The organism is Natrinema salinisoli (genome assembly GCF_020405205.1).
Classification (GTDB): domain Archaea; phylum Halobacteriota; class Halobacteria; order Halobacteriales; family Natrialbaceae; genus Natrinema; species Natrinema salinisoli.
Genome location: NZ_CP084469.1, coordinates 367,292 through 392,147 on the forward strand (window position 1 = coordinate 367,292; position 24,856 = coordinate 392,147).

Here is a 24,856-nt window from a genome sequence, read left to right on the forward strand (position 1 = left end):
TTCGCGTCCACACTCCCGTTTCGGAAGCGGAAAAGAAAAGGAACGCGTCTGGCCGGCGGGTGGCACGCAGAACCGAAGTCGGTGATCGTCAGCGTCGGCAGACGACGATGCGCCGGGCGAAATGGGCTCACGAACCGAACTGCCGGGTGCGGACTCCCGCTGGCCGGTGCCTTCGATGCTCGATTACGTGTGGGACTGGGCGGCCTGAATCCAGTCGGCTGCACGGGCCTGCGAGATCTCTGCGGCCTCGGCGACGGTGTTCGCTTCCGTCCTGGAGAGGTCCGCGAGGGTTTCGATGCCCGCCTCGGCGAGCCGGTCGGCGTAGGTCTGGCCGACGCCGTCGATGGCTTGCAGGTTCCGCTCCGCAGCGTCTGCCCCCTGCTCGGACGCGGTTTCGATCGCGTCCGTTGTGTCGACCGCAAGCTCCTCGGTCGCGTCGGCAGCGTCACCGATCGTTTCCTGGGCGCTCTCTCGAGTCGTCTCGGCGACCGCTTCGGCCTCGTCCTGCGCCGTCCGCATCGTGGCTTCGGTTCCCTGCTGAATGCTCTCGGCAACCTCTTCGGTCTGGCGCTGGACCGTTCCGACGGTTTCCTCGGCTCGGTCGACGATCTCGATCGTCTGCTGTTCGGTCTCCTCCTGTGCGTCGAGGACCGAATCGATCGACTCCGCGAGCATCCGCTGTTGCTGGTCGGTGAGATCCTCGACCGCGTGAAGGAATTCCGTCTCGAACTCGTCCCAGACCTGGTCCTGACTCCGCTCGAACTCGTCGAACTGCCGATCGACGGTCGATCGAATGTCCGACCCGTTTCCGTCGAGCGCCGACTCGAGCGCGTTGAACTGTGCGTGCATCAGTTGCTGGACCATTTCGGTTCCCTGCTCGAATCCCTCGTTGAGCAGCTGCTGTGTCTGTTTCGTTCCCTCTTCGAATCCCTCGTCGATGGTCGACCGGATGTCGTACCCGTTCTCGTCGAGGGCCGACTCGAGAGCCTCGAGCTGGGCGTCGAAGAGCTGTCTGGCGAGTTCGGTTCCCTGACGCTGGGCGCTTCGCTGCATCGCCATGCTGTTCTGCAGGAACGTCTCGGCGGCGTTCTCCTGGAAGGCGAGTCCCTGCTGGAATAGCTGCTGGCTCTGTTTGATCGACTGGCGCTGCATTTCGAACGTGCGTTCGATGGGTGATGTGGTGTCAGTCATGGCTGGTGGTACCAGTGACGAGACGAATCGATGCCCCGTCGCTGTTTCCTAGTCGGACGGACAGCGGCTACACGCATAAGTCACACCCCTAAATGGTTTTAGAGGGTGTTTGATACCACAGAAAGGTATGAAGTCTCGGTACGGTGCCGTGTCGCAGTTTCGCGTTTCATCTCTCATCGCGATAGCAGATAGACCCACGTTGCTCGGGACGGGCTGAGGAATGGTCTCGAGTGAGTCGCTTCCCACTGACTCAACACGCAGGATACGACCGAGAAAGGAAGAACAAAGAGCCGCGGATTCGGCGGTGTCGGTATCGCCAGACCGACACTTACTCTGGGAGCAACATCACGACGGAGGTCGTGTTGTGATAGCCGCTCATCTGTCCGCGTTCCATGCAGAGTTCGCCGTAGGTCTCGAACCCGCTGAAGGGAACTCCCAGTTCCTCGTCCATCGCGTTCACTGCCTCGTCGAAGTTCTCTCCGAGGATGATCGAACGACACGCACAGTCGTAAATGAAGCTGCCGGCGACGTTGCCGGGTGCGTCCTGAATCGCCGCAGTGGCCGTATCGCGTGCGGAGACGATCTGCTCGTCCGCAGGGCTGTGCATCACGCGCACCACCGTCCCTTCGGGAACGCCGACGGGGAAGTCGAGCGGCCCCTCCTTCGAGAGCCGTAGCCCGGGCCAGCGGATCTTGTACCCGTCACTGATCGCCCCGTGACCTTCCTCGATTCCGAACTCGAACTCCGTCAGGAGCCCGAGCAGTTCCATGCTCTCGTTCTCGACGGCATCGAAGTCGACCTGCCGGTCCGTTCCGGCGAGGTACGACTCGACCGCCTCGCGCCACGCCTCGAACGCCGGCTTCCCGTCGATCTCGAGAACCGTTCCGCCCTCGGCCTTCGTCACCGTCATCGGCTCGGAGATGGGTGAGTGACCGTGATCGACCGTAATCGTCACGGGTTCTTTCGAGGCCATGAGGCCGATGACGACCGAATCGCTCGCGATGGTGTCGTCGTGGAAGACGTGCGTCGCCTCCATCGCGAGGTCGTCACCCGCGGAGCCGCCGGCGAAGCTGACATCGTGGCCGAGGTTCCGCTGCGTGACGACCGCGATCTGGTCGCTGATCCCGGCCAAACCATCGTGGAGGTTGATCGCCGAGAGGTGCGGGTACCCCTCGACCGAGGCGGGAAGCGTTTCGACCGCTTCGTTCACCGCACCCGCGACCCCATCGGAGAGATCGGTGCCGAGTCCCGTGAAGAACTTGATCGTGTCACTGGCGACGAGCGAAACCGTCACGGTTCCGTCTGACACCGCCTTCTCGGTAAATTCGCCCGACGACGACGCCCCGATCAACTTCGCGTCCGATCCGATGACGTCGCGAATCCCCTCGAGAACGTCCGCGTACTCGTACTCGGGCGAACAGAAGACCTGACAGAAGTCGACGCGGTCGGTACCCAAGTCGTCGAATGCCATCGTCGCTGCTCGACGCCCCGTGTCGAAACTATCGTCACCCGTCGCCATCCCGGTCTGGAACTTCGTCGGCAGTCCGGCGGTCTCGGTCGTGTTCCCGAACGTGAACTCCTCGGAGCCGGCCGTCTCCGGCGAACTCGAGGTCGTCTCGGAGCGGGACGACGTTTCGGGTGTCGCTTCGGTCGTCGACGATGCCGAAGCGACGTCACCACCGGCTGTCGACGCCTGTCCCTCGGATGGAGAACCGGCGGCGAGTTCGGTCGGTGACTGCCGATCCATCGCCGGCACGTCCTGGCGCGCTTTGTACATGTCGAGAGTGTCACTGAGCCAGTTCGCGTTTTCGGCGAGCTGTTTGGTGCTGTCGGAGACGTCCGTGAGCGCGGCCGTCTGTTCTTCTGCGGAGGCGGTGACGTCTTCCGCCAGGTCTGAGGTCTGATCGCTGATCGTCGCCGTCTCCTCGACGAGCGCGACCACCTGCTGTGTCGACTTCGCCTGTTCGTCCGCGGCCATGTGCATCTCCTGGACGCCGTGGTTGGTTTCCTCGGCGTACTCCGCGATTTCCCCGAGTGCCTCGAGCGCGTTTTCGACCGAATCGGTGTGTTCCGCGACGCGATCTTCGGTCTCTCGAACGGTGTTCGTCGCGACCTCGGTCTGTTCGTGAATGTCCTCGATACGCTTCTCGATGTTTTCGGCGGCGTCCTTGCTCTTCGCAGCGAGCTCCTTGACTTCGGTCGCGACCGCGGCGAACCCTTCGCCGGAGCCGTCGCCATCGCTGCGAGTCGCCTCGATGTTGGCGTTCAACGCCAGCATGTTCGTCTCGCGGGCGACTTCGCTGATGAACTCGACCAGTTCGTCGATCGCCTCCATCTCCGTTTGCAGCGTCTCGATCGCTTCGACCGCCTCCGCCGACCCATCCTCCATCTCGTTCAACCCGTCGATCGCCGTTTTCGCTGCCTTCTGTCCCTGCCGACCGACTTCCGTCGTCCGTTCGGACAGCGTCGCGACCTCGTCGGAGAGACTGGCGATCTCCTCGATACTCGAGGAGAGGTTCTCCATCTCGCCGTTGACCGACTGCAGGCGCTCGGACTGGACCGTCGCACCCTCCGCGATCTCCTGAATCGTCGCGCTGATCTCGTCGCTCGCTTCGCTGACTTCTTCGGTTCCGGACATCACTTCGTTGCTCGAGGAGACGACGAGCGCGATGAAGTCCTTGAGGTGACGCATCGTCCCTTCGAGTTCGTCCATCATCTCGTTGAAGTCGTCCGCGACGTCTATCGGAGATTCCTCGTCCGAATCGATCCGATGCGTGAGCTGGCCGGCAGCACACAGCTGCATCGCGTCCTGTAACTCTTCGGTCTGGGACTCGATGCGTTCGTTTCGGTGCCGAGTGTCCTCGAGCTCCGACTCGAGTTCGTCGAGTTGCGTTCGGAGCTGCCGGTTCTCCGTGACGCGCTTTTCGAAGGCAGTGTCCAGTTCCCGAATCCCGCCGTCAGTGACGGCCGGATCGGGTTCGTCGGTCACCGCTTCGACGCTCGAAACGACGTCCTCGTGCTCGCTATCGACACGGCGACCGAGGACAGTTCCCGTCCCGCCGACCACTATCGCACCAGCGAGTAGTCCGAGAACGCCACCGAAATGTCCGGCCGCCGCCATGACAACTGCCGCAACAAAGAGAGCCGCACCGAACTGTACAGTGTAGTTCGGTCCCCCTGTCTCCGTCTGCAAACCATCGTCCATAGGAGACAAACGAAGAGAATGAGGTAAGAACTTGTCGGCCAAATTTAATGTATGTCAAACACACACAGTGTTTGTTACTGGTACTTTTGAACGGAAGAGAACGGTAGAGCAGTTTTACCGGCCGAACATATCAGTTACGCATATTATCTGTCGGGTAGAGAGCTACGCCTGCAGTCGGTCGAACCGACAGATTCGATCGAGCGGTTTCGAGTCGAGCGCTCAGCGCTCGAGACCGCCCCGCTCGTTGACCTCGAGAATGAACTTCACGTTGCGGACGATTTCTTCGGGAGAGGTTTCCTCACGGTCGTCGTAGAGGTCGCTGGTCCGGTACAGGATGTTCGCGAGCTGTTTGCTCTCGCTGGTCTCGCCGCGAACGTCGTCGGCGATCTCGCGGAGGCGTTCGACGCGTTCGGGATCGGGCTCGAAGCCGTCATCCGAGTCGGTGCCAGCCTCCTCGTCGTCACCGCTCGAGCTCATCGGTCGGGAGAAGCGGCCTCACTGCGTCGGCTCTGAGAGATTCCCTGTCGGTGGACGATCCCGGTGTTGTTGGCGACGTTCTCGGTGATGGTCCGAAGTGCGTCGCTCGTGTCGTCCCCGTCTTTCAGGACCGTCGGCTTCCCGCCGTCACCGCCCTCGCGGACGGCCGGGTCGAGCGGGATCGAGCCGAGGAAGGGGAGTTCGTGTTCCTCGGCGAAGGATTCGCCGCCGCCGGAGCCGAAGATATCGTGCTCGCCGCCGCAGTCCGGACAGGCGAACGTCGACATGTTCTCGGCGATCCCCAGGACGACCGTGTCGTGTTTGGCGAACATCTCGAGGCCTTTGCGGGCGTCGTCTAGCGCGACGTCCTGCGGGGTCGTGACGATGACCGCGCCGGTGACGGGCATGGTCTGGAGCATCGTCAGCTGGGTGTCGCCGGTTCCCGGCGGGAGGTCGACGACGAGGTAATCGAGGTGACCCCACTCGACGTCCTCAGTTAGCTGTGTGATGACCTTGTGGACCATCGGACCGCGCCAGATGACCGGGTCGTCCTCGCCGGTGAGGAAGGCCATGCTCATCAGCTTCACGCCGTACTTCTCGGGCGGCACGAGGGTCTCGTCTTCGGTGGCCATCGGCGGCTCGTCGGCGTCGACCATCCGCGGGACGTTCGGCCCGTAGACGTCGGCGTCGAAGAGGCCGACGCGGGCACCCAGCTGCGAGAGCCCGGCGGCGAGGTTGACCGCGACGGTCGACTTGCCAACCCCGCCCTTTCCGGAGGCGACGGCGATGACGTTCTTGACGTTCGGCAGTACCTGTTCCTCGCTGGTGAGATCGTCGCGATCGGGAACGCTCGCGGTCAGGTCCGGCTCGAGGCCCTCGGCGGTGAGTACCTCGCGCACCTCGGCGGCGATGTCGCTCTCGCTCGGTGAATAGGGAGCACCGAGTGCGAGATCGATATCGACCTCGTCGCCGTCGACGGTGATGTCGTTGACGAGTCCGAGCGAAACGATGTCGTCGCCGAGTTCCGGATCCTCGACCGCCCGAAGGCGGTCGCGAACGGCGGCTTCGTCCATGTCACTAGGTACTTGCCAGCGTCGAAAAGGGTTGTGTTCGCGTGTAGAGGCACAGTCGGCCGCTCGCTACCCGTTGAAATCGAACCGCGGCCCCCCGTACGTCGGCGGATCTGGATCGAGTTCGACGCCCTGCTCGTACCGCACGAAATTCAGATAGAAGGGGCGGCCACAGCCCTCGGTGGACTCCCCCTCGAGGTCGGTGACGGTGCCGTCCTCGCCGCAGAGGAATTCGATCCCGTCGGCCGATTCGCGGTCGGGATCGTCCGGGCTCGCGTAGTCCCAGCCCGGTTGCGCGACCTTCGTGACCGACCGGTCCGCCAGATCCGGCGGCCGCTCGAGGCTGACCACGGCGTTGCAGTGGGGACAGGTGTATCGGACGGTGACGGTCATCGGCGGGTCTAGGGGGCTCGCGGACGTAAGCCTGCGGGCACCGGTCGGAATTTCGGCCGCTCGATCACCGAATCGGTCCGAACGGGTTATCCGACAGCGTGCCGACAGACGTTTATGACCGAGTTCGATCCCGAGAAGTTCGAGGAGAAGTACGTCTATTACTTCGAGGAACTCGAGGAGGCATACTCCGCGGCCTACCAGCAGCTACACGGCCAGTACGATTCGGCGGTGCTCCGCGCCATCGACCGACAGGTACTGAGCGAGAGCGAGCCGTTCTACGAAGGAGACGGCGAGTTCCGGGTCGAACTCCCCGAGAACCCGAGAGAACGAGCGGGAGCGGCGGCCGAGCACGAACAGTTCGAGGCCGTCCTCGAGACGTTCGTCGACCGGATCGAGCGCGAGCTGCGGCGGATCTTCGGGTTCGATGAGACCGCGTGAGGGCGAGCCAGTGACGGGATCACGACGGGACGGCTGCGAGGTCCCGGAACACCTTTTGCGCTGACCGAAAACCATCCGGGTATGATCGACGAGACGGCCGAGGAAATCCGCGAGATGCAGACGCACAGCTCCTCGGTGGTTGCCGTACGCGCCGCCCAGGCCCTCGAGGAGCTGACCGAGCGGGAGTTCGCCACCGTCGAGGAGTATATCCGCGGGCTCGAGCGCAACGGCTCCGTGCTGCGGCGGGCGAACCCCTCCCACGCCTCGCTCCAGAACGCCGTTCGGGAGGTCGTCGACGACGTGACCGACGCCGACCCCGACAGCGTCGAGGAGGCCCGACGGCTCACCAGTGAGACGATCGACGCGGTCGTCTCGCGGATCGAGTCCGGCAAGCGACTGGCCGCCGAAAACGCCGTGGAGCACCTCTCGGACGGTGCGACGCTGTTGACTCACGACTACTCCTCGACGGTGATCGAGGCCCTCGAGCAGGCCACCGAGGCCGGCAAGACGTTCGACGTCTACGTCACCGAGGCCCGGCCCCGATACATCGGTCGCAAGACCGCCCGGACGCTCGCAGATCTCGAGGGCGTCGACCCGACGTTACTCACCGACAGCGCACACGGGATCTATCTCGAGGAGTGTGATCGCGTGATCGTCGGCATGGACTGTATCGTCGACGGGACGCTGTACAACCGCGTCGGAACCTTCCCGATCGCGGCGACGGCCGCTCAGCTGGACGTGCCGGTCACTGTGCTGGGCTCGGCCTCGAAGATCGTCAGCGAGGGGTTCGTCTTCGAGAACGAGTACCGCCCGGGCAGCGAAGTGATGCCCGAGCCTGCGGACGGGTTCGACGTCGAGAATCCCGCGTACGATGCGACGCCGGTCGAGCTGCTCGAGAGCGTTATCACGGACGAAGGTCGCCAGGAGTTCTAAACGGGGACCGGTGTAGTTCCCCTTTTCGGCCGAGAGCCACCGGATCCCCGACTGGGATTGACAGTCGATATCGTGTGACAATAGATTATGGCGATCTTCGGGGTAGTGGACGCATGCACCTCGTACAGGTGTTCGTTCCCCAGGGCGAACTGGACCTCGTACTCGAAACCGCGGATTCGGCCGACGTCGACTACACCGTCTCGCGGGACACGGATCGCGGTGAGTTCGAAGCGCTGGTTTCGGTTCTCGTTCCGTCGTCGACCGTCGAACCGCTATTGTCCGACCTTCGAAGTGCGGGCCTCGATGACCGGTCGTACACGGTCGTGACGGAGACTGAAACGATCGTCTCGAGTCGAACCGATGCTCTGACGGGACGGTTTTCGGGCACCAGGATTTCCCGGGAGGAACTCCAGTCTCGAGCGGCCGATCTCGCACCGGCGGCGTCGACCTATTTCAGTCTGCTCGTCGTGAGTACGGCGATCGCGACGGCCGGCCTGTTGCTCGATTCCGCAGCGACGATCATCGGTGCGATGGTCGTCGCGCCGTTGATGGGACCTGCGCTCGCGGCGAGCGTCGGCGTCGTCGTGAACGATGAGCCGCTCGCGACGCGCGGTGTCGTGCTTCAGGGAACCGGACTCGTGGTCGCAGTCGCGACAGCCGCAGTAATCGGCTGGCTACTCAGAGGAACGGTGTTGCTTCCGCCGGGGTTCGATATCACGACGGTTCCCCAGATCGAGGAACGAATCACGCCGGACGTGCTCGCGCTGTTCCTCGCTCTGGGATCCGGCGTGGCTGCCGTCGTCAGCCTCACTCGCAACGTCGGCTCGGTGCTCGTCGGCGTGGCGATCGCCGTCGCGCTCGTTCCGCCCGCCGCCACGGCTGGACTCGGTATCGCCTGGGGGAATTCGGAGGTCGTCCTCACAGCCGGCACGCTCGTGCTCGTAAATATACTCTCGATCAACCTCACGGCGTTGCTCCTGTTGTGGGTGTCCGGGTACAGGCCACACCGGTCCGCGGACATCGAGCGCGTCTACGATCGACTTCGCTCTCGGGTGATCGTGCTCTTCGTAGCGATCGCCGTCCTCTCCGTCGTTCTCGGTGGCGTCACCTACGGCACGTATCAGACTGCATCGGTCGAACACGACGTTCAGACCGAACTCGAAGCGATGAGCGAGGACCGACCGGCCGACGGTCCCGATCTACAGTTCCAGGAGGTTGCCGTCGACTACGAACTCGTCGACGTCTACGCCGACGAAACCCCCGTCGTGACCGTCCTCGTCGAACGACCGCCGGGCGAGCGCTTGCCGGCCGATTTCGCGGATACGGTTCGGGAGCGGCTGGAAGCAGCTGCGAACGTCGATCTCGTGGTCGTCGTCGAACTCGTCGCGACCCGGCGAAGCGGATGAGCCGGGCCTGACCTCTCGTAGCCACTGAAACGATTCACACACTGATCGAAACGTCGTCGTTCGATTGGCTGTACACTGACTTTCAGTGGCTACTCCCGTTGGTCGAACGTCCGCGGCGACCCCTCGGTCGGGGCAGCCCACTCGACGGCGTTGTGAAGCACCCGCCGAATCGCCTCGTTCTCGTAGACGGGATACGTCTCGTGACCGGGACGAAAGTAGAAGATACGACCGTTTCCGCGCCGGTAACAACAGCCGCTACGGAACACCTCGCCGCCCTCGAACCAGCTGACGAACACCTGCCGGTCCGGCTCGGGAACGTCGAACGGCTCGCCGTACATCTCCGTTTCGGGGAGCTCGATCGACTCCTCGAGCCCGTCGGCGATCGGATGGCCGGGGTCGACGACCCAGAGTCGTTCGGTGCCGCCGTCCTCGCGGTACTGCAGGCTGCAGGACGTTCCCATGAGCCGTTTGAACGGCTTCGAGTAGTGAGCCGAGTGGAGGGGGAGCAGTCCCATCCCCTCGAGCACGCGCTCCTGTACCCGATCGACGACGGCGTCGCTCACCTCGTCGTGGGCCTCGTGGCCCCACCACAGCAACACGTCGGTCGACTCGAGGACCTCGTCGGTGAGGCCGTGCTCGGGCTCGTCGAGCGTCGCGGTTCGGACCGCGTGGTCGTCCGCGAGCGCGTCGGCGAGCGTCTCGTGGATTCCGTTCGGATAGACGGCTGCGACCTCGTCGTCCTCGCGTTCGTGACGGAACTCGTTCCAGATCGTGACTGCGACCATGGCGGTCCGGTCCGTCGTCCGGAGCCTTAGCTGGGCCGATTCGCGAGAATCCATTCACGAAAAAACACCGTATTTATCCACCCTATATGGTACTCGATTCCGTAATGGTATAGTAATACGTGAAATATGAAATGATTGTACAGATTAATCGGTCACAACCCTTATTTCGATCGCCCGACTGCCACTCTCTATGGAACGGGATCGAACACAAATGATGTCGAAATGGCTGGTTTCTCACTCCCTCCCCATTGTTGCGACACCGAAAGCGAGGGTCCGGACATGATCGGCGACGGAATCGGCGTCGGTATCGTCGGGTTGGGCGGCATGGGCAATCTCCACGCGCGAAGCGTGACGGAACTCGGCGCGAACGTCGTCGCGGGCGCGGACCTCGTCCCGGAACAACGCGACCGCTTCGCCGAGGAGTACGGCGCGCGGACGTACGAGACTCACGACGAGCTCGTCGCCGACGACGCGGTCGACGCCGTCATCGTGACGACGCCCAACCGGTTCCACGAACCGATCGCGGCCGCAGCCCTCGAGCGAGATCTGGACGTTCTCGTCGAGAAACCGCTCGCGCACACGTTGGAAAGTGCCGAGCGGATCGCGGAGGCCGCGGCCCGATCGGCGGGGATCTGTATGGTCGGGTTCCACAACCGACACGCCGCGTCGATGGCCATGTTCGACGAGCAACACGCGCGCGGCCGTTTCGGCGACCTCACACACGTCGAAGCCAACTACGTCCGTCGGCGCGGCGTTCCCGGCCCCGGCTCGTGGTTCACCGACCCCGAACTCGCTGGCGGCGGCTCCCTGCTCGACATCGGCGTTCACGCCCTCGACCTCGCACTCTACGCGCTCGACTTCCCCGAGATCGTCGAAGTGAGCGGCGTCTCGCGGACGACCTTCGGCACCAGCGAGGAGTACGCCGACCCCGACGGGTTCGGCGACAACTGGGACGCCGAGGCGGAGACCTACGAGGTCGACGACTCCGTCAGCGCCTTCATCCGCTGTGCCGACGGGCAGACCATCTCGCTCGAGGCCGCGTGGGCGACCAATCGCGAGGAGAGCATGGATTTCCGCGTGCGCGGCACCGAGGCGGGTGCCCAGTTCGACATCGGCGACACCGACCTGCGGATCCTCGAAGCCGGAACGGCCGGCTGCGATCACTACACCAACGTCGACATGACCGGCGACGCCGCTGTGACCGGCTACGGCGAACAGGACGAACAGTTCCTCGAGGCGATCGCGACGGCCGGTGCCCCGGAAACGAACACGGTCGAGGAAGCGCTGACGGTCCAGCGCGTCATCGACGCGATCTACCGCTCGAGCGAGTCCGGCCGGGCGACGACGCTCGCTGACTCCCGTATCAGCGAGGCCCAACTCGAGCAGGCGGCGCGGCTCGACTGACTGACTCGATATTTTTGCGTTCGGTTCTCGTCTGTGACGGATCGGGATCAGTTGAGATAGCGGTCGCGCTGTTCGTGTCGATGTCTCACGACGGAACGGCGATGGATTCCGAGACGGAGCGAGAGCCTTGCCAGTCCTACCGGTGTCGAGTCCTGAGAAAACCGCAAAACCCGATCGTTTCGTTCGCCGCCCGATCTAGAGGACGTCGTCGAAGTCGTGGTGGCCGTGGATGTCGACGCCCTCGCCGGTGATCTCCGCGAGGAAGACGCCGTTCCCGGAGCCGGTGTCGCGCTCGACGGCGGACTTGATGCCGCGAGCCGCGACGGTCTTCGCTTCCTCGTTGGACATGTCCGGCTCGTAGGCCTGCTCGAGGTGGCCGTAGGCGAGTTGCATCCCGCTGCCGGTGACGGTGTAGTCGTCGCCCATGACCCCGCCGGCGGGATCGATGCTGTAGACGTGGCTGCCCTCGTCGTCGACGCCGCCGAGGATCGGGTGGATGGCGAAGAACGGGCCACCGCGGGCGAAGTTACCTGCGAGCGTCGCCAGCGCGTCGATACTCATGTTCTCTCCGCGACGGGCCTCGTAGAGGTTGACTTCGGCGCGAAGCGTCGAGATGAACGACTGGGCACCGCCGACGCTGCCGACGAGAGTGAGCGCGCCGGTGGGGTGGATCTGCTCGACCTTCTGGACGTTCTTGTTCGAGACGAATCGGCCGCCGAGGCTGGCGCGCATGTCCGTCGCGATGATGACGCCGTCGGCGGTGGAGATACCGATCGTCGTCGTTCCGGTCTTGTTGACGTTGTCCAGATCGGCCCGGCTCATATCGTTTTCCGGCATCGATCCGACTTCCGGCTCGTAGGGGTTCGGATCGTCGGCCAACTTGTCGACCGTCCGAGAGAAGTCCGAGTCGTGTGTGGGCGTATGCATTGATCGAAGGTTACGACCGGGACGGTATAAAACACCGGCGGTCACCGCCCTCGTTTCCGCTTCCGCGGACCCGGAATCGAGACGGGTCGAACGGCGAGCCATCGGTGCTCGAGCGGCGGACAGTTCGACGCGCTGCGGGTCGGTTCCGGGGCTCGCCGGTTCGGCGGTTCGGTCCGTGATCGACCGGCTCGGCGGCCCGGCGGCTCGTCGGTCGACGGACGGCAAAACCAGGCGGCGTCTACGGCTCGATCAGTGCTGTGCGGACTCGTAGGCCGCTTCGACGTTGGCGAGGACGCGGTGGACCGGGATGGTGAGTCCGGCTTGCCGGGCGGCAATGGCGAGTGGCATCGCGGCGATACCGAGCATAATGCACAGCTGGTACAGTGCGAACAGGGTCGCGTGGTACACGCGGGATATCATCGACGTTCACCGATGCCCAGACGGAGGGTATATATAAACTTTCCCCCAGATCTCCCATTCATAATGGTCGTTCGTGTTCCACCGGGTCGCCGCTTGCATGCGATTCAAACTCACTTTCAATGGGAACAACTCGAGACGTACCCAGACCGATCTATGGCTATGGCGGGGGGAATCGATGGGGTGATTTCGCGTAAGTTATGGGAATCATCTGATTCGCGTACGCACCTCGTGAGCGCCAGTGCGTCGCGAGTGAGCGTGTCACGCGATGGCTCGATGGAACGATTACCACCGACGAACCGCAAAGCAGGAAACCCCCCGGACCGACGAACCCGTATGGGCAATTATCTCGTCGCGATGGAAGCGGCATGGCTCGTTCGTGACGTCGATGCGATCGACGACGCGATCGGCGTCGCCGTTAGCGAAGCCGGGAAGCGACTCAACAGCGAAGACATGGACTACGTCGAGGTCGAGGTCGGCGCGACGGGCTGTCCGGCCTGTGGCGAACCGTTCGACTCCGCCTTCATCGCGGCCGACACCGCGCTCGTGGGCCTCGCACTCGAGATGGAGGTCTTCAACGCCGACGGAGAGGAACACGCCTCGCGAATCGCAAAGAGCGAGGTCGGCGGCGCGCTGCGCGACGTGCCGCTGTCGGTCGTCGATATCATCGAGACGGAAACGGAAGACGAGTAAGGCCGCACCGCCGCGTACCCGATTCGTCTTTCGACGCCGTGCCAGTACTCTGAAACCGACCGAGACCGGTAGTCATTTCTCGAGCGATCGGATTCACTACGGGTGCGCGAGCCGTGGCGGTCTGGCGCTGCTCGGCTTCTCCTCTCCGTTCCGGAAGTGAGTGGGGTCTCGGTCCGTCGTCCGATCTGTCACGCGAGTTAGATCCAACCCAAAGTACTTTCTATAACCCGTGGTTATGGACGCGTATGGAACTCCCGACGCCCGCGGATCTCCGTCAGCGCCGTACCGAACTCGGGCTCACCCAGAGCGAACTGGCCGACACGGCCGACGTCTCCCAGCCGCTGATCGCCCGCATCGAAGGCGGCGACGTCGACCCGCGCCTGTCGACGCTCCGGCGGATCGTCAACGCCCTCGAGAAGGCCGAGAGCGACGTCATCCGCGCCGACGATCTGATGAACGAGGCCGTTGTCAGCGTCGCCCCCGGCGATCCCGTCAGTCAGGCCGCCCAGAAGATGGAGGAAGAGGCCTACTCGCAGCTGGCAGTCATTCAGGACGGCATTCCCGTGGGATCGATCAGTCAGGGCGACCTCGTCCACCTCGACTCGGCGGACCGGGACGAACCCGTCGAGGAACACATGAGCGAGAGCTTTCCGACCGTCTCGAAAGACGCTACCCTGGACGAAATCAGCAACCTCCTCGAGCACTACAAGGCCGTGATGATCACCGAAGCCGGCGAGACCGTCGGCATCATCACCGAGGCCGATATCGCGGCGCGGCTGTCCTGATCGAATCGACGCCGGCCGTTCCATCGCGATGGAACGGCAGGTAGAGACGGATTCGATCGGCCACGGGCTTTATTTGACGATGGCTGCATCTCGGAGCAATGGCAGCAGTTGCTGGGACCAAGTGGCGTGCGCTCGTCCTCGTGGGGGTCGCGGAACTGTTCGCGATGACGCTATGGTTCAGCGGGACGGCGGTGGGACCGGAGTTGGCCGAGATGTGGGCCCTCACGCCTGCCGAGACGGCCTGGCTGACCAACGCCGTCCAACTCGGGTTCGTCGTGGGCGCACTCGTTTCGGCCTCGTTGACCATCGCAGACGTCGTCCGACCGCGGTCCCTCTTCGCCGGCTGTGCGTTCGCCGGCGCGGCGTCGACGGCCCTCATCGCGGGAGCCGTCGACAGCGGGTTCCCGGCTATCGTCCTTCGGTTTCTCACCGGCGTCGCGCTAGCAGGAGTCTATCCGACCGGCATGAAGATGATGGCCTCGTGGTTCGTCCGGGGCCGCGGGCTCGCCATCGGCGTCCTCGTCGGCGCGCTCACCGTCGGCTCGGCGTCGCCACACCTCCTCCGGGCCATCGGCGGAATCGGACAGCCCCGACTCGTATTGTACGGGACGGCGGCCATCGCAACGGTAGGCGGGCTCCTCGCGCTGGCGTACGAGGACGGTCCGCATCAACCGGAAACGGCACCCTTCGACCCGAGCGCGATCCGTCGCATCGTCTCCGATCGCGGCGTCGTCCTCGCGAACACCGGGTACTTCGGTCACATGTGGGAACTCTACGCGGTCTGGACGTGGATCCCGGTCTATCTCCTTGCCAGCTTCGAGGCCAGCGGGACGGCGAACCCCGAACAGCGCGCGGCGCTGCTCGCGTTCGGGACGATCGCAATCGGCGGGGTCGGGGCGTGGCTCGCCGGATCGGCCGCCGACCGCGTCGGTCGATCGCTCGTCACCAGCGCGTCGATGATCGTCTCCGGAGCGGCGTGCCTCCTCGCGGGAGTGGTCTACGGCTCCAGTCTCGCCGTGGTGTCCCCCTTCGTGCTCGTCTGGGGCTTCGTCATCGTCGCGGACTCCGCACAGTTCTCGACGGCGGTTTCCGAACTCGCGGACGACAGCTACGTCGGCTCCGCGCTGACGCTCCAGACGGCCGTCGGCTTTCTGATCACCATCGGGTCGATCCAACTCGTCCCAATCGTCCAACGCGTGGTCGGCTGGCAGTGGGCGTTCGCCCCGCTCGCGATCGGACCGCTGATCGGGACGCTCGCCATGCTCAGGCTTCGAACGCTGCCGGAATCGGAGAAGTTGGCCGGCGGCCGAGGATAGTTCGGGTTGCGATTGTGGTTCCGGGCGGTCTCGATCGATCGGTACCCGAACCGCTACTCGAGGTCGGGACGCGGCGCGTTCTCGTATTTGACCATCTTCTCGGGTTTATCGGAAATCGTCTCGTAGATCCGCTGAAGTGTCTCCTCGGCCGCGAGCAGGTTGTGGTTCTCGAGGAATTCGCGTCCCTCATCAGTCAGCCGATAGAATTTCCATGGATACCCCTGCCGACGCTCGTCGTCCGGAAGTTCGACGGCCTCGACGATCCCGGCGTCGATCAGCTTCTGGACGTGCTTGTAGACCGTCGCGTCGCTCACGCTGGGGTTGAGCTGTTCGAGTTCGTACATCGACGGCAGCTCGTCGGGGTGTTGGAGAATATTGGAAAGCAGTGCGAATCGCGTTTCCTGGGTCACGAACCGGACGAGTGCCCGCGTGTTCGCCCCCTCCGGAGTCCCCACGTCAGTGCTCATACCGTCAGCTACGGAGCGTAGCACCAAGTAGTTTACCCTGAAGTAAATTACTCTGCGGTAATCTGCCGGCACCGTCGGACACTATCGGAAACGGAAATCACACGGAAACTACTATCCGCAATTCACGATAATCTCCGGGTATGACAGACGACGATCCACCGGTCCCCGAGGCAGTCCTCACGAGCGCATCGGAGCGACTCGAGGCCGAGGACCTCTCGCTCGCCGATAACGAGGAGATCCTCCACGCGCTGAGCGAGTTACGGCCGGTGTACGAAAGCGACCGGTCGTACTTCGTGCTCGGGAACTACGATCGCGAACCGATCCGCCGACTGAACCTCGTCGTCGATCGGCTGAACCGCCGATCGGACGCCTACGCCTTTCGGATGGTCGACGTCCGCGGCGAGTGGGAGAACGGTATCCAGAAGTTCTGTCTGGTCGCGGATCTCGTCACGCACGTCGTCGGGGTCGCCGAGCGCGAGCCCAGCGGGTTTCTCGTCGAACAGGGGCTGCTCGCGGGCACCGAGGAGTACTTCGAAAAGACGCACGTCCTCAAGCGGGACTATCCGGACGAGGACCGGTCCTACGACTGGATGCAGGACGGCGTCTTCGAGTTGCTCGAGACGGCGGGGCGACTGCACCGATGGGAGACCGAGACGGACCTCGTCGAGGCTGTCGAGGCGCTCCCGTAGTGGCCGACTCGAGCGTTTGTATCATCGTTTCGGACTGTTGAACACGCACTTGCGGCGTTTCGATCCCCCGTCGACGCATATTGCCGAACGCGCAACCGGATATCTGTGACGGTCCTAAAACTGAATTACCGGACACAGCCCGCTACTTCGCGGCCTCAACATGAGGCTGTCCGAGCCGAAACCGTATCTATGTTCGAGTGTTCGATGAAACTATCTCTGTCCTTATTGGACGGCTGGGGCGTTAGTCGGGAGTGGAGGCTACTACTATGGATCACGAGTCATTCCCGACTACGGATAGCGAGGAGTCGACGCGACGGAAGTTCATGAAACAGAGTGCTGCAGCGACCGCCGGGATGGCGCTCGTCGGTGCGGGAGCGGGCACCGCGACCGCTCAGGACGACGGTGTCCTCGACAGTGCCGACGAATCGTGGGGTGCGCTCATCTTCGCCAACAACTTCCACCCCGAGGCGCGGTTCGCCATCGTCTCCGATGTCGTCGAGTGGACCCCTAACTACGGAGACATACAGGACAGTTGGTTCACGGATTACAACACCTACCACATTCGGTGGCTCAACAGCGGCGAGATCGTTCCGCTGTTCATCTCAGAGGACACCAACCTCGGTCAGTTCAACGAAGATCTCGGCTACATTCCGGAGCCGGAGGAGGGCCAGAACTGGCCGCAGGTGTTCGAGATGAACCAGGAGTGGACGCCGTTCAGTGACAACCAGCGACTCATCACCGTCAACGCGAACCCCATCAGCGACGAGGTCGCGCAGTCGATCCTCCAGCACGACGACTGGTGGCAATCCGGCTGAAACTAGCCGTACGGACAGTCCATCGCGGATAGATCGACACGGTGTGGACGCGAGCTACACGGAGCGATCTTTTTTGAACGAGAGTGCGCTGACGCCGTCCTCAACGCGTCGTTCGCCGGCGTTCCCGCGGCGAGCCAGCAGGGCACGCTTTCGAGGGCGACCTGTGTCTCGCCGACGGTTTCGAGAGCACGTCGACTGCGTCGGGGACGCCGCCGACCGCGGCCGGACGGGACGAACAACCGATCTTAGCTGTGACCGGACACCGGCACCGGCTCGTAGGGCTCCTCGAGGTACTCGAGATCGTCGTCCGATAACTCGATCTCGAGCGCTTCGACGGCCTGCTCTAGGTGCTCGACGCTGGTCGTGCCGACGATCGGGGCGTCGACCCAGTCCTTGTGCAGCAGCCACGAGAGCGCGATCTGGGCCATCGTCGCGCTCTTATCGTTGGCCAGGTCGGCGACGCGCTCGTTGATTTCTTGGCCGCCGCCCTCGCGGTAGGGGTGTTCGTACATGTGCTCCTCGGTCTCGCCGCGGGTCGTGGCGTCGATCTCCTCGTGGGGGCGCGTCAGGTAGCCCCGAGCCATGGGCGACCACGGAACGACGCCGATGTTTTCTTTCTCACAGAGCGGCAACGTCTCCCGCTCTTCCTCGCGATAGACGAGGTTGTAGTGGTTCTGCATCGTCTGGAATCGCTCGAGGCCCAGCGAGTCGCTCGTGTGCAGTGCGTCGGCGAGCTGGTGGGCCCACATCGAGGAGGCACCGATGTAGCGGACGTGTCCGCGTCGAACGGCGTCGTCGAGTGCCCGCAACGTCGTCTCGATCGGCGTCTCGTAGTCCCAGCGGTGGGGCTGGTAGAGGTCGATGGTGTCCATGCCGAGTCGCTCGCGGCTGGCCGCCAGTTCCTGTTCGATCGCCTTCCGGGAGAGTCCGCCCGAGTTCGGGTCGTCGTCGCGCATCCGGAAGAAGCCCTTCGTGGCGACGACCGACTCCTCGCGGTGGCCCTCGAGGGCCTCGCCCAGGATCCGCTCGGATTCGCCTCGCGAGTACATGTTCGCGGTGTCGAAGAAGTTGATCCCGAGGTCGAGCGCCCGGTCGATGATCTTCTTGCTCTCTTCGTCTTCGAGGACCCATTCGCGCCAGTCGCTCGAGCCGAAGCTCATGCAGCCGAGACAGATGCGGCTCACCTGCATCCCCGTGGAACCGAGAGTCGTGTACTCCATAGCGATAGTACGAAAACCGGGAAGAAAACAGTACGTGGTGCGGCAATCGATACCACACAACTGGCAGCGTTATTTTTTAGTAAAATCAGTATAATACAGCCGACTGCATATGACGGACGAACACAACGATCGAGAGGCGGAGCGCAGCGACGACGGCGGCATCGTCTCGCGAATCAAGAACGTGTTCGACCGCAGCTAATCGCGCCGACCGAACCTGTCCCGTTCGATAGCCCATTTTTCGGCGATCCCGTGGTCGACAGTCGGTCGGCTACCAGTGGCCGAACAGCCGCTGGACGACGGTTCGGTCGCTCGGTCGCTCGGCCAGCAGCACCGAACTGTCGACCTCGTTGACGACGTCCATGTGCAGCGAGTCGCTCATCAGTCGCGAGATGACCCCCTCCTCGGTCGCCCCGATGAGGACGAGCGAGTGATCCTGTGCCTGCCGGCAGATCGCTTTCTCGACGTCGCCGGAGTCGTCGACGACGAGGTCGGCGTCCTCAAGGTCGTGTTGGGCGGCCCATTCGGCGAGGAACTCTTCGCCTCGCTCGCGGTCGTCCGGGCCGGCGACGACGTGCTGGAGCGTGATTTCGGCACCGGAGCGGTCGCGCAGCGTGCGTGCGACCTCGGCGCTCAGGTCCGAGTCCGGGCCACCTGCGGTCGGGAGGAGGACGCGCGAGGTGTCCAGGTCCCGATCCTTGAGGATGAGAAAGTCACAGGGGAGGTTGCTCGTCAGCTCGTTGATCCGGCTTTCGGCGCGCCCCTTCTTACCCCACGGTCGGTCTTCGCCCCAGCCCAGTACCACGAGATCGGCGTTCTCGCGTTCCGCGGTGTCGAAGACGTCCTCGAACGAGCGGTGGGAGACGACCGTCGACGTCTCGAAGTCGACGTCGTAGGACTGGGCTCGCTGACCGATGACCTCCATCCGTTCCTCGGACTCGGAGACGATCCGTTCGGTCTGGCCGGCACCGTATCGCATGGACGCGCGACCCGGCATCTGGACGATGTGAACGGCGTGGACCGTCGCGTGTTCGTGACCGCTGGCCAGTCTGCAGGCGAGGTCGACGATCGTCGATTCGGTTCGCGGGTTCGAAATCGGGACGAGAATGCGATAGTTGCCGTTGTCGCTCGCGTGGGTTTCGGCGGTGTCGATCAACGGAACGTACGACCGACCCACGTAGCTGCCGAACAGCCACTCCTTGATCGAGAGCTGGCGATCGGCTCCCTCGAAGCGGGCGGACTCGAGGCGGTGTTCGCTGGTCTGGAAGTAATTGACGACGGTGACGAGGACGATACCGCCGATGGTGTTCCCGAGCAAGACCGGCAGGACGAACTGGGTGAGGCCGATGTACGGGTGGATATTGCCGCCGAGCACGTAGTAGATCATTTCGGTAAACGAGACGACGACGTGGAACAGGTTGCCGAGCGGAATGGAGAGGAAGGCCAGATAGACGACGACGAGCCGCGAGATCGTGTCCCGCGAGGCGTAGACGATCCAGACGACGCCGGCGACGATGAGTCCAGCGAAGGCCGCCTTGGAGAACAGGGTCCACCACGGCGTCTCGACGCCCTTTTTCGCGAGGTCCATCGCGGCGACTGCCGTTTCGTCGTCGAAGACCTGACTGTAATACAGTGCGATCGCACCGAGCCCGCCGCCGGCGAAATTACCTGCGAGGACGATCGTCCAGTGGCGAAGCAGTGCAGGGATGCTGGCCAGTCGCTCCAGCGTCAGCGCGACCGGCGGCAGCGTGTTCTCGGTGTAGAGCTGGTAGCCGCCGATGATGATGTAGATAAATCCCAGCGGATACAACACCTTGCTCAGGATCGGATGCCCGTCCGTCGACGCCGTCAACGTGGCGTACAGCAGGAACGTAATCGTGATCGCGAAGCCGGCGGCGAGGCCGCTGAAGAACAGTTCGCGTCCACCGGACGTGACCTCCTCGTCGGCCGCGGCGACGATCCGCTGGAAGATCTCGTCGGAGGAGAACCGATCCCGGACGACTGCGCCGACAGCCGGCGCGCCGCTCCTGGAGCGCTCGACGGCCTCTCGAACCTGTTCCTGTTCCGGCCGCTGCGCAGCCTGTCCCCCCGCGTCGGGCGGATCTCGATCCGTCCGCCCCTGATCCGGTCGGTTGGGATTACTCATTAACAGGTACGCGTTCGTAGAGGAACTAATCGTTTAGCATCTCGTACGGTGGTGATCACGGGTCCCCGATAGCGGGTCGCGATCGGTTCGAAGGGCCCCCATCCGACTACAGCGCATCCGGCTCGAGCCGCCCGATACCTCCCCTGAGCGCGATGAACGCACCCACCGCGACCAGACAGTACGCGGCGAGGAGGCCCCACGTCGCGGTCGTCGGGTTGCCGAGTGCGAACTTCGCGACGGTGTTCGCGGGGTGTTCGGGGAGGACGGTCGCGACGACCAGGCCGCCGACGGTGGCCATGGAGTAGAGCAACTGGGCCTGCCGTCGATCGGGCGCCCACAGCGCGACCGCGACCCCGACGGTGACGACGAGCAACGAGAGCGCGGCCACCAGGACGACCAGCGCGGCGGGCGCCGCGATCGCGGTTCCGTTGACCGCCAGCAGGAGGAACCAGGCGATCGCCTGTAGCGGAGCCAGTGCCGCCGTCGCCACCAGCTTCGCGTCGACGATCTCCGCGAGCGAGAGCGGCGCGACCCGGAGGAGTTCGAGGGTTCCGCGCTGGCGTTCCTCGATCAGCGAGTCGACGACGATCGAGCCGCTGATGAACACCGGCAGGAAGCACAACAGCGGCAGCAAGATCGTGTACGTGAAGCCGACGTAGGGGCTCGACTGGATCGACGTCGGAACGGGTATCGGCGACCGCTCGAGTCGACCCTCATCGGCGTTTTGCTGGCGCTCGACGCGTTCGACGTTCTCCAGCGTATTTCGGATCTGGACGACGAGCAGCGTCGTCCGCAACCCCTCTTCGGGGACGGTGGCCCTGACGCTGAGCTGGCCGTCGGCGTTTCTATTGGCGTCGAGGACGGCGGAAACCCTTCCGTCGTCGAACGCGTCATAGGCGCTCCCGCGGTCACCGTAGCGCTCGGCCGTGACGCCGTCTTGTCCGTTCGCGACCCGCAGAAGCGTATCGATGTCGTCGCCGGTGACGGCGACCTCGGTCTGGTAGCCGTCGACCGAGCCGGGATCGTACAGCGAGACGAGCCCGACGACCAGAAAGGACGAGAACGCGGCGATGAACAGCTGGATCGACAGCGCCAGAATGATCGTCTTTTCCGAGCGCAGCGAGGCGAGTTCCCGGCGAGCGACCGCCCAGCGCGCACCCCAGGTCGACCCCGACTCGGTACCGCCGTCGGGCCGAACCGGGGGGTTCGGACCCCGCTGGATCGACTCCCGCTCGCGACCGCGATCGCGATCACGCGACAAGGGAGAGCACCCCCAGGTTGTAGCTCGCGTGAACGAGTGTCGCGACGAGGAACCCGACTGCATAGCCGTTCCGACCCCGGCTGGCCCCGATCGCCGAGCAGATAGCCGTCACGACGTGCAAGACGAGCGGTGCGAGCAAGACCGCGACGAACAGTACCGGCTCGCTCGAGACGGTCGGAGCCGGGCCGAACGCGGCGGCCCCGACCGTTAGTTCGGGCAGGCCGACGAACTGGACGACGTGGGTGATTTTCTCGCCGACGAAGAAGCCCGCTCCAGAGAGGACGCCGAGCACCCCACCGGTCTTCAGCGTCGCGTCGAATCGGGAGCGGGCGAAGCCGGCGTAGACGTGAATGCTCTTCGCGACCTCCTCGATCGCAGCGGCGACGACGATGATGACCGGGACCGCGACCGCCTCCGGAACGGCGAACAACAGGGAGACGGCGAGCAACTGACCCGCGAAAATGAAGGGAATGAAGAGGATCGACAGCAGGGGAACGCTCCACCGGCCGTGAATGCGGCTCGCGATCGCGTCGATGACTTTCGTCGGAATCGGCTTCTGGGCAAACATGTCCTCTTCACGGTAGACGCCGATTCCCAGCAAGAAGAGGACGACCGCGCTGAGGTAGAACGGCGCGGTCGAAAACAGGTACTCTCCGAGTCGAACCGACTCGTTCTGGAGGTCCATGACGACCAGCGTCAACGGCGAGATCAGCGCGATCGGGTTCACGTCGGTGAAGATCGCCGGAATGAACGTGTACGTCGTCAGGACGACGCTGATCGTGACCGTCACGAACGTCAGTTCCTTGAACGAGCGGGCCAGCATCGCGCCGGCGAACGTCGCCGCCAGGAAGACCAGCGCGATCGGGAGCGTCGCGGCGACGGCGATCGGTCCACCCTCGATCGCGTACGTTATCGCGGCGACGATTCCGACGAGCCCCAACAGGTACGGCAGCGTCTTGCCCCCGACGATCTCGTATCGCGACGCCGGCGACACCAACAGTAGCTCGCCCCGCCGCTTGACCCGCTCGTCCATGATCGTGCTTCCGTAGGCCTGAATGACGAAATTCATCGGTACGACGAACAGGAACGCGAGGACGAGCGATTCGAACGGGAACGGCGGCGCGATCGAACCGGGCGTCCCCGCCGACGTCGACGTACCGCCGTCACCGACGTTGGGAACCTGCATCCGACCGTCTCCGTCACCCGTCCCGCTCGAGCCACCGCCGCCAGTCGCAGAGCCGTCCCCGTCGGTGCTCCCGCCGGTTCCGTCCCCGCTCCCAGCATCGCTTCCGTCATCCGCTCCGGAGTCGGTCGACCCGTCGGGGTCGCGTTCCTGGTACTCGAGCGAAACGAGCACCGGGTACGCGGCCGCCTGATCGTCCTCGTCGTCCATCAATTTCGCATTGTAGTCCTCGACGGCGGTGCGAAACGCGTCGTAGGCGGCGGCCCCGTTGTCGCCGACGTGTCCGACGCGACCGTCTCGAGTCACGACGACGTCGACGTTCGCGTCGCCTCGAATCGTCGTGGTCTCGGCGGTCGAATCTCCGCCGCCGTCCGCTTCGATATCGTCGAGGGGCACTGCCCGGAACTGTTCGCTCTCGACGGCGACGTCGTAATAGCGGCTCTCCTCGTCGACGCCGGCGACGTACATCTCGCGCTCGAGGCCGAGTCCCGAGTCCGAAACCGACACTCCCGCGGTCCCGATCGCCAGCGCCATCACGACGAGCGCCAGGACCGTCTTTCGATCGACGGTGCCGGCGCTTCGGGAAACTTCCCAGCGGGCGATCCTGCTCGTGCGTGCGACGACCTCGCGGAGCTGCCTGGCGAGACGGCGCGCGGACGCGGCGATCCCGCGGAGGCGACCGCCGCTCACGCCTCGGCCTCCTCCGTCGGTTCGCGTGCGACCTCGAGGAAGATCTCCTCGAGGCTCGGCGTCTTCGTCTGGATGTCGGTCACGCGGCCGCCGTCCGCTTCGACGGTATCCCGAATCGCATCGACGGCGGCCATATCGCCGACGACGTGGCGAACTTGCCCGTTCTCGCGTGTCACATCCAGCGGCGAGTGTCCGTCGTCGACGCCCTCGCTGCCGTCGCCCGTCGCGTAGACGTGGTACTCGGTCCCGCCGTGGGCGTCCCGGATCTCTTCGAGCGTGCCGCGGGCGACGATTCGCCCGTCGTTCATGATGACGATCCGGTCGCAGATGCTCTCGACGTGGAAGAGGTTGTGCGCGCTGAAGACGATCGTCTTCCCTTCGTCGCTCAGCTCGCGGGTGAACTCGATGATGTAGTTGGTCGTCAGCGGGTCCAGTCCCGACGCCGGCTCGTCGAAGATCAACACGTCGGGGTCGTTCACCAGCGCTCGCGCGATTGCGACCTTCCGCTGCATTCCCTTCGACATGTTGCCGATCCGCCTGTCGCGGTGCTCGAGGTCGAGGCGGTCCAGCGAGTCGTGGATCCGTTCGTGGGCGACGTCCGCCGGGACGTCGTAGAGGTCGGCGAAGAACTCGAGGTAGTCGATCGCTGTCATCTCCTCGTAGAGCGGTGACTCCTCGGGGAGAAAGCCGAGTCGTCGCTGCATCGCGGGTTCACCGGGCGTGTGACCGGCGACGACGGCGGTGCCGGCGGTCGGTTCGATCAATCCGGCCAGCATCTTCAGCGTCGTCGTCTTGCCGGCGCCGTTGGGGCCGACGACGCCGAAGACCTCACCGCGCTCGATTTCGAAGGAGCTCCCCTCGACCGCGGTGAATCCGCCGTACTCCTTCCGGAGGTCGTCTACCTCGAGTATCGCCATTCGTTACCGCGACGGAGGGAGCCGCCTCAGT

The 24,856-nt window shown here is 64.2% G+C and carries 23 protein-coding genes; 9 read left to right on the forward strand and 14 right to left on the reverse strand.

The window, feature by feature from the left end; translation table 11 throughout:
* Window positions 1-183: 183 nt before the first annotated feature.
* From LDB05_RS01890 to LDB05_RS01910, 5 genes are all read right to left on the reverse strand, one after another.
* Complete coding sequence (locus tag LDB05_RS01890; RefSeq protein WP_226006235.1) at window positions 184-1,191, reverse strand: helix-hairpin-helix domain-containing protein; 1,008 nt, start codon at window positions 1,189-1,191, stop codon at window positions 184-186.
* 328 nt (window positions 1,192-1,519) lie between these two features.
* Window positions 1,520-4,396: an FIST N-terminal domain-containing protein gene (locus LDB05_RS01895; RefSeq protein WP_226006236.1), complete on the reverse strand. Its 2,877-nt coding sequence runs from the start codon at window positions 4,394-4,396 to the stop codon at window positions 1,520-1,522.
* Window positions 4,397-4,615: 219 nt separating this feature from the next.
* Window positions 4,616-4,873 carry a DUF7976 family protein gene (locus LDB05_RS01900; RefSeq protein ID WP_226006237.1) on the reverse strand — a complete coding sequence of 86 codons (258 nt, stop codon included), beginning with the start codon at window positions 4,871-4,873 and terminating at the stop codon, window positions 4,616-4,618.
* Window positions 4,870-5,946: an Mrp/NBP35 family ATP-binding protein gene (locus LDB05_RS01905; RefSeq protein WP_226006238.1), complete on the reverse strand. Its 1,077-nt coding sequence runs from the start codon at window positions 5,944-5,946 to the stop codon at window positions 4,870-4,872. Before LDB05_RS01905 ends, LDB05_RS01900 begins: the two co-directional genes overlap by 4 nt.
* A gap of 66 nt (window positions 5,947-6,012) precedes the next feature.
* Complete coding sequence (locus LDB05_RS01910) at window positions 6,013-6,336, reverse strand: DUF7969 family protein (RefSeq protein WP_226006239.1); 324 nt, start codon at window positions 6,334-6,336, stop codon at window positions 6,013-6,015.
* A 114-nt stretch (window positions 6,337-6,450) separates the two neighbouring features.
* Here LDB05_RS01910 and LDB05_RS01915 point away from each other — a divergent pair, with 114 nt between their 5' ends.
* The 3 genes from LDB05_RS01915 (at window position 6,451) to LDB05_RS01925 (ending at window position 9,113) form a co-directional block, all read left to right on the forward strand.
* Window positions 6,451-6,774, forward strand: coding sequence for a DUF5783 family protein (locus tag LDB05_RS01915; protein WP_226006240.1), 324 nt, complete (start codon window positions 6,451-6,453; stop codon window positions 6,772-6,774).
* Between the two features lie 81 nt (window positions 6,775-6,855).
* Window positions 6,856-7,707, forward strand: coding sequence for an eIF2B alpha/beta/delta subunit family protein (locus LDB05_RS01920; protein WP_226006241.1), 852 nt, complete (start codon window positions 6,856-6,858; stop codon window positions 7,705-7,707).
* A 113-nt stretch (window positions 7,708-7,820) separates the two neighbouring features.
* On the forward strand, window positions 7,821-9,113 hold the full coding sequence (locus LDB05_RS01925; RefSeq protein WP_226006242.1) for a TIGR00341 family protein: 1,293 nt from the start codon (window positions 7,821-7,823) through the stop codon (window positions 9,111-9,113).
* A gap of 89 nt (window positions 9,114-9,202) precedes the next feature.
* On the opposite strand, the gene LDB05_RS01930 is transcribed toward LDB05_RS01925, so the two are convergent.
* Window positions 9,203-9,898, reverse strand: coding sequence for a ThuA domain-containing protein (locus LDB05_RS01930; protein ID WP_226007858.1), 696 nt, complete (start codon window positions 9,896-9,898; stop codon window positions 9,203-9,205).
* A 279-nt stretch (window positions 9,899-10,177) separates the two neighbouring features.
* On the opposite strand from LDB05_RS01930, the gene LDB05_RS01935 reads away from it, so the two are divergent.
* A complete protein-coding gene (locus tag LDB05_RS01935; protein ID WP_226006243.1) occupies window positions 10,178-11,302 on the forward strand; it encodes a Gfo/Idh/MocA family protein in 1,125 nt (374 codons plus the stop codon).
* Between the two features lie 195 nt (window positions 11,303-11,497).
* Here LDB05_RS01935 and psmB read toward each other — a convergent pair whose 3' ends face one another.
* Both psmB and LDB05_RS01945 read right to left on the reverse strand, forming a co-directional pair.
* Complete coding sequence (gene psmB, locus LDB05_RS01940) at window positions 11,498-12,229, reverse strand: archaeal proteasome endopeptidase complex subunit beta (RefSeq protein ID WP_226006244.1); 732 nt, start codon at window positions 12,227-12,229, stop codon at window positions 11,498-11,500.
* 249 nt (window positions 12,230-12,478) lie between these two features.
* Window positions 12,479-12,649 (reverse strand): hypothetical protein, encoded by a 171-nt coding sequence (locus LDB05_RS01945; protein ID WP_226006245.1) that lies wholly within the window; start codon window positions 12,647-12,649, stop codon window positions 12,479-12,481.
* A gap of 333 nt (window positions 12,650-12,982) precedes the next feature.
* On the opposite strand from LDB05_RS01945, the gene LDB05_RS01950 reads away from it, so the two are divergent.
* The 3 genes from LDB05_RS01950 to LDB05_RS01960 all read left to right on the forward strand — a co-directional run bounded on the left by LDB05_RS01950 (window position 12,983) and on the right by LDB05_RS01960 (window position 15,440).
* Window positions 12,983-13,339 (forward strand): DUF555 domain-containing protein, encoded by a 357-nt coding sequence (locus LDB05_RS01950; protein ID WP_226006246.1) that lies wholly within the window; start codon window positions 12,983-12,985, stop codon window positions 13,337-13,339.
* A gap of 245 nt (window positions 13,340-13,584) precedes the next feature.
* Window positions 13,585-14,124, forward strand: coding sequence for a CBS domain-containing protein (locus LDB05_RS01955; RefSeq protein ID WP_226006247.1), 540 nt, complete (start codon window positions 13,585-13,587; stop codon window positions 14,122-14,124).
* A gap of 98 nt (window positions 14,125-14,222) precedes the next feature.
* Window positions 14,223-15,440, forward strand: coding sequence for an MFS transporter (locus tag LDB05_RS01960; RefSeq protein ID WP_226006248.1), 1,218 nt, complete (start codon window positions 14,223-14,225; stop codon window positions 15,438-15,440).
* A gap of 53 nt (window positions 15,441-15,493) precedes the next feature.
* Here the strand turns inward: LDB05_RS01960 and LDB05_RS01965 are convergent, their stop codons facing one another.
* Window positions 15,494-15,907: a PadR family transcriptional regulator gene (locus tag LDB05_RS01965; RefSeq protein WP_226006249.1), complete on the reverse strand. Its 414-nt coding sequence runs from the start codon at window positions 15,905-15,907 to the stop codon at window positions 15,494-15,496.
* 140 nt (window positions 15,908-16,047) lie between these two features.
* On the opposite strand from LDB05_RS01965, the gene LDB05_RS01970 reads away from it, so the two are divergent.
* Both LDB05_RS01970 and LDB05_RS01975 read left to right on the forward strand, forming a co-directional pair.
* Complete coding sequence (locus LDB05_RS01970) at window positions 16,048-16,596, forward strand: DUF8170 family protein (RefSeq protein WP_226006250.1); 549 nt, start codon at window positions 16,048-16,050, stop codon at window positions 16,594-16,596.
* 266 nt (window positions 16,597-16,862) lie between these two features.
* Window positions 16,863-17,411, forward strand: coding sequence for a twin-arginine translocation signal domain-containing protein (locus LDB05_RS01975; RefSeq protein ID WP_226006251.1), 549 nt, complete (start codon window positions 16,863-16,865; stop codon window positions 17,409-17,411).
* Between the two features lie 245 nt (window positions 17,412-17,656).
* Here the strand turns inward: LDB05_RS01975 and LDB05_RS01980 are convergent, their stop codons facing one another.
* The 5 genes from LDB05_RS01980 to LDB05_RS02000 all read right to left on the reverse strand — a co-directional run bounded on the left by LDB05_RS01980 (window position 17,657) and on the right by LDB05_RS02000 (window position 24,825).
* On the reverse strand, window positions 17,657-18,631 hold the full coding sequence (locus LDB05_RS01980) for an aldo/keto reductase (protein ID WP_226006252.1): 975 nt from the start codon (window positions 18,629-18,631) through the stop codon (window positions 17,657-17,659).
* Between the two features lie 268 nt (window positions 18,632-18,899).
* Window positions 18,900-20,774, reverse strand: a complete 1,875-nt coding sequence (locus LDB05_RS01985) for a formate/nitrite transporter family protein (RefSeq protein ID WP_226006253.1) — start codon at window positions 20,772-20,774, stop codon at window positions 18,900-18,902.
* A 106-nt stretch (window positions 20,775-20,880) separates the two neighbouring features.
* Entirely contained in the window at window positions 20,881-22,035 is a 1,155-nt protein-coding gene (locus LDB05_RS01990) for an ABC transporter permease (RefSeq protein WP_226006254.1), read from the reverse strand.
* On the reverse strand, window positions 22,025-23,908 hold the full coding sequence (locus tag LDB05_RS01995) for an ABC transporter permease family protein (RefSeq protein ID WP_226006255.1): 1,884 nt from the start codon (window positions 23,906-23,908) through the stop codon (window positions 22,025-22,027). Before LDB05_RS01995 ends, LDB05_RS01990 begins: the two co-directional genes overlap by 11 nt.
* A complete protein-coding gene (locus LDB05_RS02000) occupies window positions 23,905-24,825 on the reverse strand; it encodes an ABC transporter ATP-binding protein (RefSeq protein ID WP_226006256.1) in 921 nt (306 codons plus the stop codon). Before LDB05_RS02000 ends, LDB05_RS01995 begins: the two co-directional genes overlap by 4 nt.
* Between the last annotated feature and the right edge of the window lie 31 nt (window positions 24,826-24,856).